Source organism: Cohnella sp. LGH, from assembly GCF_017671885.1.
GTDB classification, from domain to species: domain Bacteria; phylum Bacillota; class Bacilli; order Paenibacillales; family Paenibacillaceae; genus Cohnella; species Cohnella phaseoli.
Map to the genome: position 1 here is coordinate 7,891,672 of NZ_CP072117.1, position 18,880 is coordinate 7,910,551.

Below are 18,880 nucleotides of genomic sequence, written 5' to 3' on the forward strand. Positions count from 1 at the left end.
TCTCCCTTCAAAATGTCTAGCTTCGCGAAAATTACCAGCGGTAGTGAGCGAACGCTCTGTTCGCTTCCGCCATTTTGTGAGTGTCCTCACGCTTCTTGACTGCTGCGCCCGTGTTGTTGGAAGCGTCCAGAATTTCTGCTGCCAGACGTTCTTCCATCGTTTTCTCGCCGCGATTGCGTGCGTAGTTCACGAGCCAACGCAGTCCAAGCGACGTGCGGCGCTCAGGTTTAACTTCGATCGGAACTTGATAGTTTGCTCCACCTACACGGCGAGCTTTAACTTCAAGCACTGGCATGATATTCTTGATCGCCGCTTCAAAAACCTCCATTGGGTCTTTGCCGGAGCGCTCTTGAATCAATTTGAACGCATCATAAAGCAATTGTTGCGCTACGCCTCTCTTACCGTCGATCATGATACGGTTAACAAGGCGAGTTACCAGTTTGCTGTTGTACAGCGGATCCGGGAGTACGTCCCGTTTCGGAACCGGTCCTTTGCGTGGCATTAAGGTTCCTCCTTTCTCGTTCTTAACGTTCAGTCAGCTTAGGCCGTCTGTAACGAATTAGGATTTCTTCGCTTTCGCTCTTTTCGTTCCGTACTTGGAACGAGCTTGTTTACGGTTGTTAACTCCCGCCGTATCCAATGCTCCGCGAACGATGTGGTAACGAACACCCGGAAGATCTTTAACCCGGCCTCCACGTACAAGAACGACACTGTGTTCTTGCAGGTTGTGGCCGATTCCTCCGATGTAGGCTGTCACCTCTACGCGGTTCGTCAAGCGAACACGAGCGTATTTACGAAGAGCGGAGTTCGGTTTTTTCGGCGTCATCGTACCTACACGGGTGCAAACCCCGCGCTTTTGAGGAGCGCTCAGATCCGTTTCCACGCGTTTGAGAGCGTTGAAACCTCTTTGAAGCGCCGGCGATTTCGATTTTACAACCTTCGATTGACGACCTTTACGAACGAGCTGGTTGATTGTTGGCATGTTGCCACCCCCTTCCCTTGACGGGTAAAAAATATAAAGAATAAGCGATCGGATCGACGCGGTCGCGAAGCCCACAGATCCAGGTGGTTCATTTTGAGAGACGAGAAAGGGCCCGACCGGAGATCCGCACGCAAGCGGTCAACCGCATCAAACCCGTTATTCCTATTCTCAAGCGGCTCGGCGAATCGCCGGCCGACAACACTTCACCATCGCCCAGGTCCGCACCGGTCAGGATACGTCGGATGGACGCACCTCTGGCACACACTAGAACATATTATCACTTCGAAAATGGCGTGTCAAGAACCTAGATTCCAACTTAGGCGTGTCTGCATACTCCGAGGACAGCAGATTTTGCCGAATTTTCGTTCCATGCAAGGAACTTTTGTGAAGGCGTACCGGAGGTACGTCAAGCAAAAGTGACGCAGCAGGGTGCGAAAAGGCGGTGAAAGACGCCCCCGAGCGGGTGTGCAGACACGCCCTAGAGCATCTTTCGTTTCATCAGTCGCAAATAAATGAGCAATAAAATCAGACCGTACAGCGGCGGAGCGAGCAGCGCGTAAGCCGCCTCCGCCATCGAAGCGGTTTCGTAGCGATTAAAAGCATCGATCAGGGAAAATACCGGAGGAAGCAAATAGGCGATAAAGCTCAGCCCTTCGGGAAGCGATTCCCGGATGCCGCCGGCGGCAAAGGAAAGACTCAATACCAGAACCAAACCCGTAATGGCGTAATTTAGTTTTCCAACCAGTCTGCAAGTGAAGAGATAGGCGATTCCGACTCCCAGCAGCGCCATTCCCATGTGACCGGCCAACGCCGACAATACTTCTTCGACTCCAGGCTGTCTGTCGAACTTGTTGAATAAGATCGGGTAGAACGTCGCAAAAATGGTCAGACACGCGCCAACTCCGAGCATAAGCAGCCACCTGCCGACAAAATACGTAATCCATCCTCCGGCATGCAGTACACCGACAAGCTGTTGCGTTTCATCTTCAGCGTCTACGAACCCGAAGCCTAGCCAAGCCGCAATCAAAAACGTCAAGGAGACCGTCATAGAGTAACTCGGCATCACCGGATTCGGCACAACGGTATAGACGAAGATGAGGAATGTCATGAACGCCAAGAGCGGTGCGACATAGCGATATGATCTGACATAATCATGGAAAGCAAAACGCAACGTTCCGATCATCTCGCTCCCGCCCCTCCTTCTTCATCCGCAACGGAATGAATGCGGCCTCCGGAGTTCAATATAGCAAGCAGGAAAGCGTCGGCCTGTCCAGCCTCGACCACGGCCCGCCAACCCGCCCGCACTCTCTGTAACCGAATATCCGCCGTCATCAAGTTGCACACCTGTTGCGCCGCTTCCTCCTCCGGTTGAAAATCAATTGTTTTGACGCGGATAGGAGCGATCTTTTCATTTTCCTCTATGGTGATTTTCCCTTCCGTCAGCCGTACGGTCCGATCGGCGATCCGCTGCGCAAGGTGGAGCTCGTGCGACGAGTATACGATCGCAATTCTCTAAAATGAAGTGGGGGTGCTCGTTAGCGCGCGAATTTCGCAAAAAAGCGGATACCGCTGTCGGTATCCGCTTCTATGTCTATCGATTTTACTCCGCGCCTACCGGCTCAAGCTCGGCCTCTTCATCCGTTTGCTCGTCAAACGGCGAGACGACCTTGATGTTGCGGTAACGTGCCATTCCCGTACCTGCAGGAATGAGCTTACCGATAATGACGTTCTCCTTGAGTCCTAGCAGGCGGTCGACCTTGCCTTTGATAGCGGCATCGGTCAGAACGCGAGTCGTCTCTTGGAAGGACGCTGCCGACAGGAACGAATCCGTCTCGAGAGACGCCTTCGTAATCCCCAGCAGTACCGGGCGAGCAACCGCAGGCTCCTTGTCGGAGAGGATCGCTTCGCGGTTGGCTGCTTCATACTCATGCAAGTCGACAAACGCGCCTGGAAGCAGCGGCGTATCTCCGGGATCAACGATGCGGATCTTACGAAGCATCTGCTTGATCATAACTTCGATATGTTTGTCGTTGATCTCAACGCCCTGGTTCCGGTATACGCGCTGTACCTCTTGCAGAATGTAGTTCTGCACCCCGCGAATGCCCTTGATGCGCAGCATTTCTTTCGGGTCGATCGAGCCGTCCGTCAGTTCGTCGCCGGCTTCGACCTGCTGGCCTTGCACGACGCGAATGCGCGAACCGTAGCTGACCGGGTAAATCTTCGATTCAGCTCCGCCCTGCAGCTCGATTTCACGACGGTCCTTCGTCTCGCGAATTTCCTTGATGACGCCGTCGAGCTCGGAGATGATCGCTTGACCTTTTGGATTACGCGCTTCGAACAGCTCCTGAATACGCGGCAAACCTTGAGTGATATCGTCTCCGGCAACGCCGCCGGTGTGGAACGTACGCATCGTGAGCTGCGTTCCCGGCTCGCCGATCGATTGCGCGGCAATGATGCCGACGGATTCGCCGATCTCCACTTGCTTGCCAGTCGCCAGGTTGCGTCCGTAGCAGAGCTTACAGACGCCGTGACGGGCGCGGCAGCTAAGCACGGAACGAATCTGAATGCTCTTGATGCCCGCGCGAACGATCTCTTCCGCCTTCGGCGTATCGAGCAGATCGTTGCGGTGAGCAATGATCTCTTTCGTCTCCGGATGGCGAACCGTCTCGAACGCGTAGCGTCCTTCGATTCGGTCGAACAGATCTTCGATAACCTCTTTGCCGTCCTCGATCCGAGAAACGGTAATGCCTTTATCCGTGCCGCAATCGTCCTCGCGGACGATGACGTCCTGCGCGACGTCGACGAGACGACGAGTCAGATAACCCGAGTCGGCGGTACGAAGAGCCGTATCGGCCAGACCTTTCCGCGCTCCGTGCGTGGAGATGAAGTACTCCAATACGGTAAGGCCTTCGCGGAAGTTCGACTTGATCGGCAACTCGATAATCCGTCCGGACGGGTTCGCCATCAAGCCGCGCATTCCGCCCAACTGGGTGATTTGCGACTTGTTGCCCCGCGCCTTGGAATCGACCATCAGCATGATGCTGTTGTAGCGATCCATAGACTTCATCAGGATGTCCGTGATCTCGTCCTTCGTCTTGCTCCAGATTTCGATAACGCGGTCGCGGCGTTCTTCGTTCGTGATCAGACCGCGACGATATTGCGTTGTAACGACTTTGACGCGCTCTTCGGACTTCTTGAGAATCTCTTGCTTCTCCTCAGGTACGATAACGTCGGAGACGCCGATCGTAATACCCGCCCGCGTCGAGTACGTAAAGCCGAGCTGCTTGATGTTATCCAGGATGACCGACGTCTGCGTCGTATGGTAAATACGGAAGCATTCGCCGATGATGTTGCCCAGATATTCTTTGCCTACTGCTCCAGGGATGGCCGGATCCTCGATAAACTTCGAGAGGTCGGCGCCCTTTTCGTAGATGAAATATTTATCCGGCGTACCTTTAACGAGGTTTTCTTTTGTCGCCTCGTTAATGTAAGGGAACGTGTCCGGGAAAATTTCGTTGAAAATGATTTTGCCGATCGTCGTTACGATCAGAGCTTCCTGCTGTTCCGGCGTGAACGTCTTCTTCTTCAGTTCCTTAACCGGAATAACGACGCGGGCGTGCAGCGAAACGCCTTCCGTACCGCGTTGATAAGCGGAAACCGCTTCGTTAACGTTGGCGAACTTAAACCCGGAGCCGTAAGATTTGTTGTTATCCATCGTCAGGTAGTAGCAACCAAGTACCATATCCTGCGACGGAGTAACGACCGGCTTGCCGTCTTTCGGGTTCAAGATGTTGCCGGCAGCCAGCATGAGCAAGCGGGCTTCCGCTTGCGCTTCGGCCGACAATGGCACGTGAACGGCCATCTGGTCGCCGTCGAAGTCGGCGTTATACGCTGTACAGACGAGCGGGTGAAGCTTGATTGCGCGGCCTTCGACCAGAATCGGTTCGAAAGCTTGAATGCCCAATCTGTGCAGCGTCGGCGCGCGGTTCAGCAGCACGGGGTGCTCCTTGATAACTTCCTCCAGCACGTCCCATACTTCTGGGCTTACGCGTTCGACTTTGCGCTTCGCGCTCTTGATGTTGTGAGCCAAGCCTTTCAGCACAAGCTCCTTCATCACGAACGGCTTGAACAGCTCCAGCGCCATTTCCTTCGGAAGACCGCACTGGTACATTCTCAAGCTCGGGCCTACAACGATAACCGAACGACCGGAGTAGTCGACCCGTTTACCGAGCAGGTTTTGACGGAAACGTCCTTGCTTTCCTTTCAGCATATGGCTGAGGGATTTCAGCGGACGGTTGCCCGGTCCCGTTACCGGACGGCCGCGGCGGCCGTTGTCGATCAAGGCGTCGACCGCTTCCTGAAGCATCCGTTTCTCGTTCTGCACGATAATGTCCGGAGCGCCCAGGTCGAGCAATCTCTTCAGCCGGTTATTCCGGTTGATGACGCGGCGATACAGGTCGTTTAAGTCGCTCGTCGCGAAGCGTCCGCCGTCCAGTTGGACCATCGGGCGAAGCTCCGGAGGAATGACCGGAAGCACGTCGAGAATCATCCAGTCCGGCAGGTTGCCGGAGTTGCGGAACGATTCGATAACTTCCAGGCGCTTGATCGCACGGTTGCGGCGTTGGCCTTGAGCCGTGCGAAGCTCTTCCTTAAGCGTCTCGAGCTCGCGATCGAGGTCGATGTCCTGCAGCAGCTTCTTGACCGCTTCCGCGCCCATGCCGGCATGGAACGCATAGCCGTACTTGTCGCGGTAGCTGCGGTACTCTTTCTCGGAGAGCAGCTGTTTCTTCTCCAGCGGCGTATCGCCCGGATCCGTGACCACATAGGATGCGAAGTAGATGATCTCCTCGAGCGAGCGAGGAGACATGTCCAGCGCCAGACCCATGCGGCTAGGAATCCCTTTGAAATACCAGATGTGGGATACCGGAGCGGCAAGCTCGATATGGCCCATCCGCTCGCGGCGCACCTTAGCCCGCGTGACTTCGACGCCGCAGCGATCGCAGACGACGCCTTTGTAACGCACTCTCTTATACTTGCCGCAATGACATTCCCAGTCCTTGGTCGGTCCGAAAATTTTCTCGCAGAACAAGCCTTCTTTTTCCGGTTTTAATGTCCGGTAGTTTATCGTCTCCGGCTTCTTGACTTCGCCTCTGGACCACGATCTGATCTTATCGGGCGAAGCCAAACCGATCTTCATAAACTCAAAGTTATTGACGTCTAACAAGGAGCAAGCCCTCCTTCATCGTTGCTAAGATTTCGGATCCTAAAGTTATTCGACGCCAACCTCGGAACCTTCGAGGTTCAGATTCAGCTTATCTCCCGCGGAATCCTCATCGTCGTCGATTTCCTTCATTTCGATCTCCTGCTCGTCGCCGGACAGGATCTTCACGTCCATACCCAAGCTTTGGAGCTCTTTGATCAATACTTTGAACGATTCAGGAACGCCCGGCTCCGGTACGTTCTCGCCCTTAACGATCGATTCGTACGTTTTCACGCGCCCGACGACATCGTCGGACTTGACGGTCAAAATCTCTTGCAGCGTGTAGGCCGCGCCGTAAGCCTCGAGCGCCCATACTTCCATCTCCCCGAAGCGCTGGCCGCCGAACTGGGCTTTACCGCCGAGAGGCTGCTGCGTAACGAGCGAGTACGGACCTGTGGAACGGGCGTGAATCTTATCGTCAACCATGTGCGCCAGCTTGATCATGTACATGACGCCGACAGTAACTTCGCGTTCGAACAGCTCTCCCGAACGTCCGTCGCGAAGGCGCCATTTGCCGTTGCGCGCCATGCCGGCCTCTTCCATCGTATCGAAGACGTCGTGTTCGGACGCTCCGTCGAATACTGGCGTAGAGGCGTGGATGCCGAGCAGCTTACATGCCATGCCGAGATGGACCTCAAGCACTTGCCCGATGTTCATCCGGGAAGGTACCCCCAGCGGGTTCAGAACGACCTGTACAGGCGTTCCGTCCGGCAGGAACGGCATATCTTCTTCCGGCAAAATACGGGCGATAACCCCTTTGTTTCCGTGACGTCCGGCCATTTTGTCGCCTTCGGAAATTTTCCGCTTCTGGGCGATATAGGCACGCACGAGCTGGTTAACCCCAGGAGGCAGCTCGTCGCCGTTCTCGCGGGTAAACACTTTAACGTCAACGACGATGCCGTCCGTACCGTGCGGTACTCGCAGCGACGTATCGCGCACTTCGCGCGCCTTCTCGCCGAAGATCGCATGCAGCAGCCGCTCTTCCGCCGTCAACTCAGTAACGCCCTTCGGCGTAACCTTGCCGACGAGAATGTCGCCTGCGCTGATTTCCGCGCCGACGCGGATGATGCCGCGCTCGTCGAGATTGCGCAGCGCGTCTTCGCCGACGTTCGGGATGTCGCGCGTAATCTCTTCAGGCCCAAGCTTCGTATCGCGCGCTTCCGACTCGTACTCTTCGATGTGAATCGAAGTGTAGACGTCCTCGCGAACGAGTCTTTCGGAGAGCAGGATCGCATCCTCGTAGTTGTAGCCTTCCCACGTCATAAAGGCAACGACGACGTTGCGGCCGAGCGCGAGCTCGCCTTTGTCCGTAGAAGGACCGTCCGCCATAATGTCGCCTTTCTTGATCACGTCGCCGCGGCGAACGAGAGGACGCTGGTTGATGCACGTCCCTTGGTTGGAACGCATGAACTTTTGCAGCTTGTATTTGATAATGTCGCCTTTGACTTCCTTGCCGTCGATGATCTCGACGCGGCGCAGTTGGATTTCATTGGCAGACACGCGTTCGATATATCCGTCGTATTTGGATACAATACATACCCCGGAGTCCTTCGCAGACTTATGCTCCATGCCCGTTCCGACAAACGGAGCTTCCGGAATGAGCAGCGGAACGGCTTGACGCTGCATGTTCGATCCCATCAGCGCGCGGTTGGAGTCATCGTTCTCAAGGAACGGAATCATCGCTGTTGCGACCGACACAACCTGCTTTGGAGAAACGTCCATGTAGTCTACCCGGTCGCTCGGCATCGTCAAGATATTATCGGTCTGCTTGTTGTAGCGCACGATAATGTTCTCTTCTTGGAACGTACCGTCCGGGTTCAGCAACGCGTTCGCTTGCGCGATAATGTAGTTATCCTCTTCGTCCGCGGTCATGTAGACGATCTCTTCGGTGACGCGGTTCGTGTTCGGATCAACTTTGCGGTAAGGCGCTTCGATAAAGCCGTACTCGTTAATTCTCGCGAAGGAGGACAACGAGTTGATCAGACCAATGTTCGGTCCCTCCGGCGTCTCGATCGGACACATCCGGCCGTAGTGCGAGTTGTGAACGTCCCGCACCTCGAAGCCCGCGCGTTCCCGCGTGAGACCGCCTGGTCCGAGCGCGGACAGACGGCGCTTGTGCGTCAATTCCGCCAACGGGTTCGTCTGGTCCATAAACTGCGACAGCTGGGAAGATCCGAAGAACTCCTTGATCGCCGCAATGACCGGACGAATGTTGATCAATGCTTGCGGCGTGATCGCATTCTGATCCTGAATCGACATCCGCTCGCGAACGACGCGCTCCATCCGGGACAGACCGATACGGAACTGGTTTTGCAGCAATTCGCCGACGGAACGCAGACGACGGTTGCCCAAGTGGTCGATGTCGTCGGTGTTGCCGATGCTTTGCAGCAGGTTCATGAAGTAGTTGATCGACGCGATAATATCCGCCGGCGTAATGTTCTTAACCGTCTTGTCGATGATCCCGTTGGAGATTACCTTCACGACTTTGCCGTCTTCCAGCGGAGAGAATACGTTGACCGTCTGCAGAGGAATATCCTCTGCTTCTTGAACGCCGCCGACAACGCGATAGTTCTTAAAGCCGACATTCTTCTCAAGCATCGGCAAGATTTGATCGAGCAGTCTGCGATCGATCATCTGGCCGGCTTCGGCGATGATCTCGCCCGTCGAAGGATCGACCAGCGTCTCGGCAAGCCGTTGGTTGAACAAGCGGTTTTTGATATGCAGCTTCTTGTTGACCTTATAGCGGCCCACGTTCGCCAGATCGTAACGCTTCGGATCGAAGAAACGAGCAATCAGCAAGCTGCGCGCGTTCTCGAGCGTAGGAGGCTCGCCCGGGCGAAGACGCTCGTATATCTCGATGAGCGCTTTCTCGGTCGAATCCGTGTTATCCTTCTCAAGCGTGTTGCGAATGTAATCGTCTTGTCCGAGCAGATCGAGAATTTCGGCGTCTGTTCCGAAACCGAGCGCGCGAAGAAGCACCGTAACGGGAATTTTCCGCGTACGATCGATCCGCACGTATATAATATCTTTAGCATCCGTCTCAAGCTCAAGCCAGGCTCCGCGATTCGGGATGATGGTGGCGGTGTAATTCTTCTTGCCGTTCTTATCCACTTTCGTACTGAAATAGACACTCGGGGAGCGCACCAATTGACTGACGATAACGCGTTCCGCGCCGTTGATAATGAACGTGCCCGTCTCCGTCATGAGCGGGAAATCGCCCATGAACACTTCCTGCTCTTTCACTTCGCCGGTTTCCTTGTTAAGCAACCGAACTTTCACGCGAAGCGGAGCCGCGAAGGTGACGTCGCGTTCCTTGGATTCGTCAACCGAATATTTGGGCTCTCCCAGGCTGTAGTCGATAAACTCCAACACCAAGTTGCCCGTAAAATCGGAGATCGGCGAAATATCCTGAAAAATTTCCCGCAAACCCTCGTCCAAAAATTTCTGGTACGATTGCTGCTGGATTTCGATCAGGTTGGGAACGTCCAACACTTCATTAATTCGGGCGTAGCTGCGCCGCGTACGGCGGCCATACTGAACAAGATGTCCTGCCAACTTAACCTCACCCCTTAAGTCTGCTTCAACACATAAATAAAGAAAAGCCACTTATGCGCCGGTAGGCGGCACAATGGCAACTCACCCTGCCTTTACCCCAAAACAAACCCATTATACGCCAATTGATGCAAAGTTATTCCTGGGAAAGGACCTGAGTTTGAGGGCTTCCGTGTTGAAGACAATTAGCCCATCCTAATACTGACATTTTCTAATAATACCACAGCGAATTTGTCAAGTCAATTTTTTTATGCACTTTTTGTTTTTTTGGCCTTGTAAATCCGAAATCCTTTGTCCTTAGCGACTTCCGCGACTTCTTCCTCGCCAAAAATTTCTTCCAATTTGGCTCTCGCGGATGGAGCGCCCTGCTTGTTCTGGATCACAATCCAAAGCTCCCCTCCGGGATTCAGCCTTTCGAAAGCTTCCGAGAACACCCGGTGAACAACGGCTTTGCCTGCGCGAATCGGAGGATTGGACAGAATGATGTCGAAGCTGTCCTCCCGAACGGCTTCGTACAGATCGCTCTGCGCGAACGAGACGTTGCTTATTCCGTTCGCTTCCGCATTCAGTCTGGCCAACTCAACCGCCCGCTCGTTAATATCGATCAGCTTGACATGTCCTTGCGGCGCAAGGCGGGCCGCAACAAGTCCGATCGGACCGTATCCGCATCCGATATCCAGCACCTTCGCATCGGCGGGAAACTCCATATGCTCGATCAGCGCCCGACTGCCGTAGTCCACCCCGTCCCGCGAAAACACGCCAGCATCCGACATCAGCCTCAGACGAACGTCGCGCAGCGTCGTTTCGAAGACGCGCCGATCGCTCGCCGACTGAGGCTTGACCGAATAGTAATGATCGTTCATTCGTGTGACACCTCCGCACTTCTGTAGGGATGCCTTCTTTGCGAGGGAGTTCATAAAGCCCGCTTTTGACCACATATTTAAGCATGATCAACTTTACGCATGAACAAACCCCTCGAAGAAAATCTTCAAGGGGTTCGTGAGGTCCCGCTTATTATTTTACTTCTACTTTAGCGCCAGCTTCTTCAAGCTTAGCTTTAACTGCGTCCGCTTCTTCTTTGGACGCTTTCTCTTTGATTGGCTTCGGTGCGTTGTCAACGAGGTCTTTAGCTTCTTTCAAGCCAAGGCCCGTCAGCTCGCGAACCGCTTTGATAACGTTGATTTTGGAAGCGCCAGCGTCAGTCAGGATTACGTCGAATTCAGTTTGCTCAGCAGCCGCTTCAACAGCGCCGCCTGCAACTACAGCTACAGGAGCTGCTGCCGTTACGCCGAATTCTTCTTCGATTGCTTTAACCAGGTCGTTCAGTTCGAGAACAGTCATCGCTTTGATGGCTTCCAAGATTTGCTCTTTGCTCATTTGTGTATCCTCCATTGTATTGAGATCAGTTGATCTTCATAATTTGATGAAAATTGGGATTATGCGCTTGCTTCGTTCTTCTCCGATACCGCTTTAACCGCGAGGGCGAAGTTGCGGACAGGAGCTTGAAGAACGCTAAGCAGCATGGACAGCAAGCCTTCGCGGGAAGGAAGATCCGCCAACGCCTTCACTTGAGCCGCGTCGTAGAACACTCCGTCTACGATGCCGCCTTTGATTTTCAGCGCATCGTTCTTCTTCGCGAAATCGCTGAGGATCTTAGCTGGAGCTACGGCGTCGGCGCCGAATGCAACAGCCGTCGGTCCGGTCAACACGCTGTCAAGATCGCTCAGGTCCGCGCTTGCTGCAGCGCGGCTAACCAGAGAGTTCTTCAGAACTTGGAATTCAACGCCGGCTTCGCGCAGCAACTTACGGAGCTGGGTCACTTGAGCTACGTTCAGACCGCGATAGTCGGCAACGACCGTGCTGCTGCTCTCGCGGAGCTTGGCTGCAATCGCGTCGACTTCCTGCTGTTTAGCTGCAATGATTTTCGCATTTGCCATTGTGTGCACCTCCTATAGTGGTTTGGATAAACTCCGTATATACTCTCGCAAAGTCCCGAGGCATAAGAAATGCCCCCACAGAAGTTGCGGAGGCATGGCACGACTTGCTTGCATGCGGACGCACACGGCGTCCGGCACGCAAGATAAGCTCTATTCACACACCTCGGTAGGAAATTAAGCTGGACGACGGTCTCATAGTCGGCGAATGCCGCTATTATACCCGCTCCCCAAGCACCTACGGTCTACGGTATCCATATTCGTTTGTCAACTTCATCAGACTACCATTAAAGCGGTCCGATGTCAAAGACCGTTTGTTGCCAGCAGCTTAGGAATTAGCGATATACCGCCACGTTAACGCGAGCGCCTGGTCCCATCGTGGAAGAAACCGCGATGTTCTTCAGGTAGATTCCTTTAGCAGATGCAGGCTTAGCACGGTTCAGCGCGTCGATCAGAGCTTTCAAGTTCTCGTTCAGCTTCTCAGCGTCGAACGAAACTTTGCCGATCGGAGCGTGAATTTGTCCGGCTTTGTCCAGACGGTATTCGATTTTACCGGCTTTGATCTCTTGGATAGCCTTCGTAACGTCGTTCGTTACGGTGCCAGCCTTAGGGTTCGGCATCAAGCCTTTGCCCCCGAGAATACGGCCGAGCTTACCGACTTCGCCCATCATGTCCGGAGTCGCGACGCAGACGTCGAACTCGAACCATCCCTGTTGGATTTTGTTGATGAGGTCGGCATCCCCCACGTAGTCCGCTCCGGCAGCTTCAGCTTCTTTCAGCTTGTCGCCTTTCGCGAATACGAGGACGCGTTGCGTTTTGCCGGTGCCGTGAGGCAGGACGACTACGCCGCGCACTGCTTGATCTTGTTTTCTCGGATCAACGCCGAGACGGACAGCCGCTTCGACAGTTTCGTCGAATTTGGCCGTTGCCGCTTTCTTCACGAGCTCGATCGCTTCCAACGATTCGTAGGTTGCGTCGCGGTCGATCAGCTTGGCGGACTCATTGTATTTCTTGCCGTGTTTTGCCAAGTTGTTCTCCTCCTTTTGTGGTATTAACGGTTTCGATCCGCCACCCGTAATAGGGAACAGGCAGAATCTCCTCCCACTTGCGCGTCCATTCGGGCGCGCGAACCGCCATTAAGGCGATTAATCTTCGATAGCTACGCCCATGCTGCGAGCCGTACCTTCGACCATACGCATAGCTGCTTCAACGGAAGCCGCGTTCAAGTCTTGCATTTTCTGCTCGGCGATCTCGCGAACTTTCGCACGCTTAACCGTAGCGACTTTCTTCTTGTTCGGCTCGCCGGAACCTTTTTGGATTCCCGCCGCTACGCGAAGCAGTACCGCTGCCGGAGGAGTTTTCGTCTCGAACGTGAAGGAACGATCCTCGTAAACGGAAATAACGACCGGAATTACCAGGCCGGCTTGATCCGCCGTGCGAGCGTTGAACTCTTTACAGAATTGCATGATGTTAACGCCAGCTTGACCGAGCGCAGGACCGATTGGCGGCGCAGGGTTAGCTTTACCCGCGTTAACTTGCAACTTTACCAGCTTAATCACTTTCTTTGCCATGTTGCACACCTCCCTGACCCATAATGCGGTTTAACGGAACTCTCGCCCCTCCCGCTCTTTCAAGAAACCCGAACCACAAAGATAACTTATATCTTCTCCACTTGAGTGAAATCCAACTCAACCGGGGTTTCCCTGCCAAACATGTTGACATGCACCTTAAGCTTGCTCTTGTCGGCGAGAATCTCTTCCACGGATCCGACAAAATTGGCGAAAGGACCGACTTTGACGCGGACGTTCTCTTTCAGTTCGAAATCGACTGCCGGCTTCGGCTCGTCCATGCCCATATGACGCAGAATTCCTTCCACTTCATCAGGCAGAAGCGCCGTCGGCTTCGATCCCGATCCGGTAGAGCCTACAAAGCCGGTAACGCCCGGCGTATTGCGGACTACATACCAAGAATCGTCCGTCTGGATCATCTCTACGAGGACGTAGCCCGGATACACTTTACGCATAACCGTCTTTTTCTTGCCGTCCTTGTTGACGATCTCTTCTTCCATCGGCACGAGGACGCGGAAGATTTTGTCTTGCATACCCATAGATTCCACGCGCTTCTCCAGGTTCGCCTTAACTTTGTTCTCGTACCCGGAGTACGTGTGCACTACGTACCATCTTTTCTCCATGGAAAAGCCACCTTTGGTTCCTGCGTCAGATGATCATATCGACGAGGGATGAAATACCGATGTCCAGCACCCAGAAATAGATCGTAACCAGAACCACCGTCACAATAACAATGACAGTGTAGCTTACGAGTTCTTTCCGGTTGGGCCAACGGACCTTCTTTAGTTCGTTCCAGCTATCGGCAAAAAACGAAAAAAAGGACCCAAAGTTTTGCTTCATTTTAGCCAGGAAAGTCACGTTCATACCTCCTAGGGTTACCGCGTCTCGCGATGAGGAGTATGTTCATTGCAAAATTTGCAGAACTTCTTCAACTCGATGCGATCGGCGTGAGTCCGTTTATTCTTGCTCGACGTGTAGTTCCGTTGCTTGCAGCTCGTGCAAGCCAGCGTGATGATCACCCGCATCCCTTCCACCTCCCGGGACCATGACTTCATAAAAATACAACCATTCAGCGGAAACTCCAGCTTGGCGAACCAAGGCTGAGTTTGAAATTGTCGACTGATGGCAAGCCATCAAGACAACAATTCCTGGTGTTTCGCCGATGATTCAGAGCCAGCGCATAAGAAACCACATTAAGGTTACTAAAATAATTTATCACAGGGGCATATCGATGTCAACGAAAACCGTCTGGACAAGTGTTAACCTTACAAAATCGGCTTAATACCATTCTTCCTGTTTTCGCTCTATTTAACCGTCGGCCCCGGAAAAATAGACTTCCCGCTAACCGATGCGCTTGTTGATGACGACCAATTTCGTCTCCGTCATTTCCTCGACCGCATATTTGACGCCCTCGCGACCCGTCCCGCTTTCCTTGACGCCGCCGTACGGCATATGGTCGACGCGGAACGTCGGAATATCGTTGATCATGACGCCCCCTACCCGCAGCCTCTCGGCCGCGCCAAGCGCCGTAAACAAATCGGTCGTATAGATGCCGGCCTGCAGTCCGTAGGGCGAATCATTCACCTCGCCGATCGCTTCGTCCACCGACTTTACGCTGCCGATTACGACGAGCGGAGCGAACGCTTCCCGACACGAAACCTTCATTTGCCGGTCCGCCTCCGTAATGATGGTCGGCTCGAGCATCCCGTTCTTGACGGCTCCCCCCGTCGCAATTTTAGCTCCTTCGTCCCTCGCCTCCCGAATCCAGCCCAGTGCCCGCTCTGTCTCACGGGGAGATATCATCGCCGACAGATCGGTCTCGGGATCGAACGGATCGCCCTGTTTTAAGCGTTTTGCCGCCTTTACAAACTTCTCGACGAAGCTTTTGTAAACTTCCTCATGGACGTAAATCCGTTGAAGAGAGATACATACCTGACCTTGGTTGGAGAAAGCGCCGGTCACGCAGCGCGGCATGATCGCATCGAGATCGACGCCTCTGTCGACGATAAGCGCCGAATTGGAGCCAAGCTCCAAAGTAACGCGCTTCAGTCCCGCTTTCGCTCGTATGCTTTTGCCAACCGCGGGACTTCCGGTGAACGTAATCATCGCGACCCGCTCGTCCTCCACGATCGCGGCGCCTGCGACCTCCCCGTGCCCGGGCACCACGTTCAGCGCCCCCGAAGGCAGTCCGGCTTCCGCGAACAGCTCGGCGATATATAGCGCCGACAGAGGCGTCTGCTCGGCCGGCTTCAGCACAACGGTATTGCCGGCGGCGATCGCGGGCCCGACTTTGTGCGCGACCAGATTAAACGGGAAGTTAAACGGCGTGATCGCCCCGATAACGCCCAACGGCTCCCGCACCGTATACGCCAACCTGTCTTCTCCTCCCGGAGCGGCATCGAGCGGTATCGTCTCTCCGCCGATTCGCTTCGCTTCTTCTGCAGCGAACTTGTAAGTCTGCACCGTGCGGCCGATCTCCGCCCTGGCCGCCTTGATCGGCTTGGCCGCCTCCAGGACGATTAGCCGCGCAGCTTCCTCAATGCGGCTGTCGAGCAGTGCGGCTACCCGCTCCAGAATGGCCGCCCGCTCATGCGCCGGCAGAGCGGCCATCGCAGCTTTCGCCTCGCAGGCCGCGCGAATCGCTTCGTCCATCTCCGCTTTATCGGCGACGGGGACTTCAGCAATGATCTCCCCCGAGTAAGGCGACCTCAGTTCCTCGCAGCTCCTCGCTTCCTGCCATCGACCGCCGATGAACAACCTTTTTCTCTCTTCCACTTCACTTCGACTCCTTTCTCTCCGCTCTTGCTTTTCTACGCTGAGTCCGCTTCTGCACTCCCCTTCGATCCTCATTGCCAATAAAGCGGGAAACCCGCTTTATTTCCGGCTACCGGGCCGATTCGGAGCAATTAAATCGAGTTTTCCGCTTTAATTTTCGAAAAATCGGCTTTTCTCAAATTTAAGATGGAAAACCCGCTTTATATTTTTTCAAAACGACCGACTCCCCAATTTAAGCCGGATATTCCGCTCTATCGCCGCCAATCGTCCAACCAGTTCATCTACTCCCCCCGCATCCGGGGAAATGAAGCTAGCGCCTGAGGAACGGAGTGTAGAAGAAACTACAACCTACATGAGTACCGGAAGGTCCGGCTGAACTCAAGCTTCGACGTCGAATCTGTTCCCCGAAATGCCTAGCGAGCAGAAGCGGACTCTCGGAACAACCTCACAAAGGGCGTAAAAAAAGCAGCTACATGTTGGCTGCTTGTGCTGTACTGCTTATAGAATGTATCGGATCAGTGCTCACTGCCTATGTCGCGAATCTCCAAGTACCGTTCGAGCTTGCGCTTAACGCGCTGAAGGGCGTTGTCGATCGATTTTACATGCCTGTCCAGATCAACCGCGATTTCCTGATAAGAGCGGCCATCCAGGTAGAGCATCAACACCTTGCGCTCCAGATCGCTCAAGATCTCGGACATCTTGTCCTCAAGCCCGTAAAATTCCTCTTGATTAATGATCATTTCCTCAGGGTCGCACACCCGCGAACCGCAGATGACATCGAGCAGCGTTCGGTCCGAGTCCTCGTCGTAAATGGGCTTGTCCAAGGAGACGTAGGAGTTCAGAGGAATATGCTTCTGCCGAGTGGCCGTCTTGATCGCGGTGATGATCTGTCGGGTGATGCACAGTTCCGCGAAGGCCTTGAACGATGCCAGCTTATCGCCCTTGAAGTCGCGAATCGCCTTGTAGAGGCCGATCATCCCTTCTTGAACGATATCCTCTCGCTCCGCTCCGATGAGGAAGTAGGATCTCGCTTTGGCTCGCACAAAATTGCGATATTTATGAATGAGAAACTCTAACGCTCCGCTATCTCCCAAGCGAACGAATTCAACGATGTCCTCGTCGGCCCTGAAGTCGTACTCTATTGTTGCCAGTCTCTCCAAGTCGACGCTCACGAACATCCCTCCGGTCTGCATTGGCGTACTGGAACCTCTTGCTCTAACAAACTATTATCAATATACTTGATCCGGCGCATAGCGTCAATGGATGCGCCGTTATTGGTCCACAAACCCGCCGTGGAAAAATTGTAAATAAAATGCACAATTCGACACAAAGCTTTACAATTCGTCACGAATCCTTAAGCCCGCGTCTCATCCGTTCCAGTCGCAACTGCACATCCTCCGGCAAAATTCCTTCCAAAGGATTTTTTTTCAGCTGCTTATCGTTCCGGATTGTCGCCTGAATATCGACGCTACTCTGCCGAACCGCATGCCTCAGCTCGCGCGCCGACACCCGAAGCGCCCCTCGTCCAAAAACGACATGTTGTTCGACAAGATCGGAAGTGGCGACGTAGACGTTGCGTTTGACCGACAGCCAATCTCCGACAAGCCTTTCGATGCATTCGTCGGCGGTTTCCCGCTCCCTGGTGTAGACGACGCTGAACTTCTTGCGCGGACGATACTCCTTGCCGGTTCCGGGCACTCGGAACGCGTCGAAAACGACGATAACGATCAGTCCCGCGTAGCCTTGGTAGTCCGACAGCATATCCAGCAGCCGATCTCTCGCATCCTCCAGTTTTTCGTCTTTGAGCGCGCTAAGCTCGGGCCACGCTCCGATTACGTTATAACCGTCGACCAGCAGAACGTCCTCTCTCTGGAACTTTCTTCCCTCACGCATGTCCGGGAGGAGACGCCGGAGGCGGAGGATTGCCGCCCTTCGCCGCCGCTTGCCCACGCTGGCGAACGACCTCGTACAAAATGACGCCCGTTGCTACGGACGCGTTCAAAGAATTGATCTGTCCGGCCATCGGCAGCGACAAAATAAAATCGCATCTTTCCTTCACGAGCCTGGACAAGCCTTGACCCTCGTTGCCGATCACGATTGCGAGCGGCCCGGTCAGATTCGTCTCGTAGAAGCCTTCCTTCGCTCCGACGTCGGCTCCCGCGATCCACAGTCCCGCTTCCTTGAGCTTCTCCATCGTCTGCACGAGATTCGCCACTCTGGCGACCGGAACGTACTCGACGGCCCCTGCCGACGTTTTTGCGACAACGGCGGTCAATCCGGCGCTCCGGCGCTTCGGTACGATGACGCCGTGAACCCCGGTGCAATCGGCCGTCCGCAAAATCGAGCCCAAATTATGCGGGTCCTCGACTTCGTCCAGAAGCACGATCAGCGGCGCTTCGCCCCGCTCGGCGGCGCGGGCCAGCAGCTCGTCCACATCTGCATAGGCTACGGCCGCCGCTTGCGCGACAACCCCTTGGTGCTGCATGTCGGGAACGAGCCGGTCAAGCTTGCTTTTGTCCACCTGCTGCACGACGATGCCGCGCGTTTTCGCTTCCTCCAGAATCGGCTGCACAAGCGAACGCTGCGCCTGGGCGGATAAGAAAATTTTGTTGATCGAACGTCCCGCCCTAAGCGCCTCCAACACCGGATGTTTACCGGCTACATACTCTTCCTCGTTCTTTAAAGCCCCGCCTTCGCTCTGCCAATCGTCATCCTGCGCGTTCGCATCGGCCTGAATGCTGCGGGGCGGACGAGCGTCATGCTTCTGCTCCTTGCGGTCGCCTCGCCAGGAAGCAGGGCCGCCGTGATT

The 18,880-nt window shown here is 54.5% G+C and carries 18 protein-coding genes and 1 other annotated feature; all 18 genes read right to left on the bottom strand.

Features of this window, described 5'->3' with window-relative positions:
- Positions 1-31: 31 nt before the first annotated feature.
- Positions 32-502 (bottom strand): 30S ribosomal protein S7, encoded by a 471-nt coding sequence (rpsG, locus tag J4772_RS32545; protein WP_116065553.1) that lies wholly within the window; start codon positions 500-502, stop codon positions 32-34.
- A 57-nt stretch (positions 503-559) separates the two neighbouring features.
- On the bottom strand, positions 560-982 hold the full coding sequence (gene rpsL / locus J4772_RS32550; protein ID WP_116065552.1) for a 30S ribosomal protein S12: 423 nt from the start codon (positions 980-982) through the stop codon (positions 560-562).
- A gap of 478 nt (positions 983-1,460) precedes the next feature.
- Positions 1,461-2,165, bottom strand: coding sequence for a hypothetical protein (locus J4772_RS32555; RefSeq protein ID WP_209073055.1), 705 nt, complete (start codon positions 2,163-2,165; stop codon positions 1,461-1,463).
- Positions 2,162-2,326, bottom strand: coding sequence for a hypothetical protein (locus tag J4772_RS32560; protein ID WP_209073056.1), 165 nt, complete (start codon positions 2,324-2,326; stop codon positions 2,162-2,164). The genes J4772_RS32555 and J4772_RS32560 overlap by 4 nt, the downstream gene beginning before the upstream one ends.
- A 256-nt stretch (positions 2,327-2,582) precedes the next feature.
- A complete protein-coding gene (gene rpoC, locus J4772_RS32565; protein ID WP_116065549.1) occupies positions 2,583-6,206 on the bottom strand; it encodes a DNA-directed RNA polymerase subunit beta' in 3,624 nt (1,207 codons plus the stop codon).
- Between the two features lie 45 nt (positions 6,207-6,251).
- A complete protein-coding gene (rpoB, locus tag J4772_RS32570; protein WP_116065548.1) occupies positions 6,252-9,797 on the bottom strand; it encodes a DNA-directed RNA polymerase subunit beta in 3,546 nt (1,181 codons plus the stop codon).
- A 245-nt stretch (positions 9,798-10,042) separates the two neighbouring features.
- On the bottom strand, positions 10,043-10,657 hold the full coding sequence (locus J4772_RS32575; RefSeq protein ID WP_116065547.1) for a class I SAM-dependent methyltransferase: 615 nt from the start codon (positions 10,655-10,657) through the stop codon (positions 10,043-10,045).
- Positions 10,658-10,808: 151 nt separating this feature from the next.
- A complete protein-coding gene (gene rplL, locus J4772_RS32580) occupies positions 10,809-11,171 on the bottom strand; it encodes a 50S ribosomal protein L7/L12 (protein WP_116065546.1) in 363 nt (120 codons plus the stop codon).
- Between the two features lie 59 nt (positions 11,172-11,230).
- Complete coding sequence (gene rplJ / locus J4772_RS32585; protein ID WP_116065545.1) at positions 11,231-11,731, bottom strand: 50S ribosomal protein L10; 501 nt, start codon at positions 11,729-11,731, stop codon at positions 11,231-11,233.
- A gap of 56 nt (positions 11,732-11,787) precedes the next feature.
- Positions 11,788-11,997, bottom strand: a sequence feature (ribosomal protein L10 leader region).
- Between the two features lie 66 nt (positions 11,998-12,063).
- Positions 12,064-12,756, bottom strand: a complete 693-nt coding sequence (gene rplA, locus J4772_RS32590) for a 50S ribosomal protein L1 (RefSeq protein ID WP_116065544.1) — start codon at positions 12,754-12,756, stop codon at positions 12,064-12,066.
- Positions 12,757-12,873: 117 nt separating this feature from the next.
- Complete coding sequence (gene rplK / locus J4772_RS32595) at positions 12,874-13,299, bottom strand: 50S ribosomal protein L11 (RefSeq protein ID WP_116065543.1); 426 nt, start codon at positions 13,297-13,299, stop codon at positions 12,874-12,876.
- 86 nt (positions 13,300-13,385) lie between these two features.
- Positions 13,386-13,919 (bottom strand): transcription termination/antitermination protein NusG, encoded by a 534-nt coding sequence (gene nusG / locus J4772_RS32600; RefSeq protein WP_116065542.1) that lies wholly within the window; start codon positions 13,917-13,919, stop codon positions 13,386-13,388.
- 25 nt (positions 13,920-13,944) lie between these two features.
- The gene (gene secE / locus J4772_RS32605; RefSeq protein ID WP_116065541.1) at positions 13,945-14,154 is read right to left on the bottom strand and encodes a preprotein translocase subunit SecE; all 210 of its coding nucleotides are present in this window, start codon (positions 14,152-14,154) and stop codon (positions 13,945-13,947) included.
- A gap of 17 nt (positions 14,155-14,171) precedes the next feature.
- On the bottom strand, positions 14,172-14,321 hold the full coding sequence (gene rpmG, locus J4772_RS32610) for a 50S ribosomal protein L33 (RefSeq protein ID WP_094050645.1): 150 nt from the start codon (positions 14,319-14,321) through the stop codon (positions 14,172-14,174).
- A gap of 316 nt (positions 14,322-14,637) precedes the next feature.
- Entirely contained in the window at positions 14,638-16,071 is a 1,434-nt protein-coding gene (locus J4772_RS32615) for an aldehyde dehydrogenase family protein (RefSeq protein ID WP_247740916.1), read from the bottom strand.
- Positions 16,072-16,586: 515 nt separating this feature from the next.
- Entirely contained in the window at positions 16,587-17,243 is a 657-nt protein-coding gene (gene sigH / locus J4772_RS32620) for an RNA polymerase sporulation sigma factor SigH (protein ID WP_116065811.1), read from the bottom strand.
- A 172-nt stretch (positions 17,244-17,415) separates the two neighbouring features.
- Positions 17,416-17,964, bottom strand: coding sequence for an NYN domain-containing protein (locus J4772_RS32625; protein WP_209073057.1), 549 nt, complete (start codon positions 17,962-17,964; stop codon positions 17,416-17,418).
- A complete protein-coding gene (rlmB, locus tag J4772_RS32630; protein WP_256442744.1) occupies positions 17,957-18,808 on the bottom strand; it encodes a 23S rRNA (guanosine(2251)-2'-O)-methyltransferase RlmB in 852 nt (283 codons plus the stop codon). Before rlmB ends, J4772_RS32625 begins: the two co-directional genes overlap by 8 nt.
- Positions 18,809-18,880: the final 72 nt, after the last annotated feature.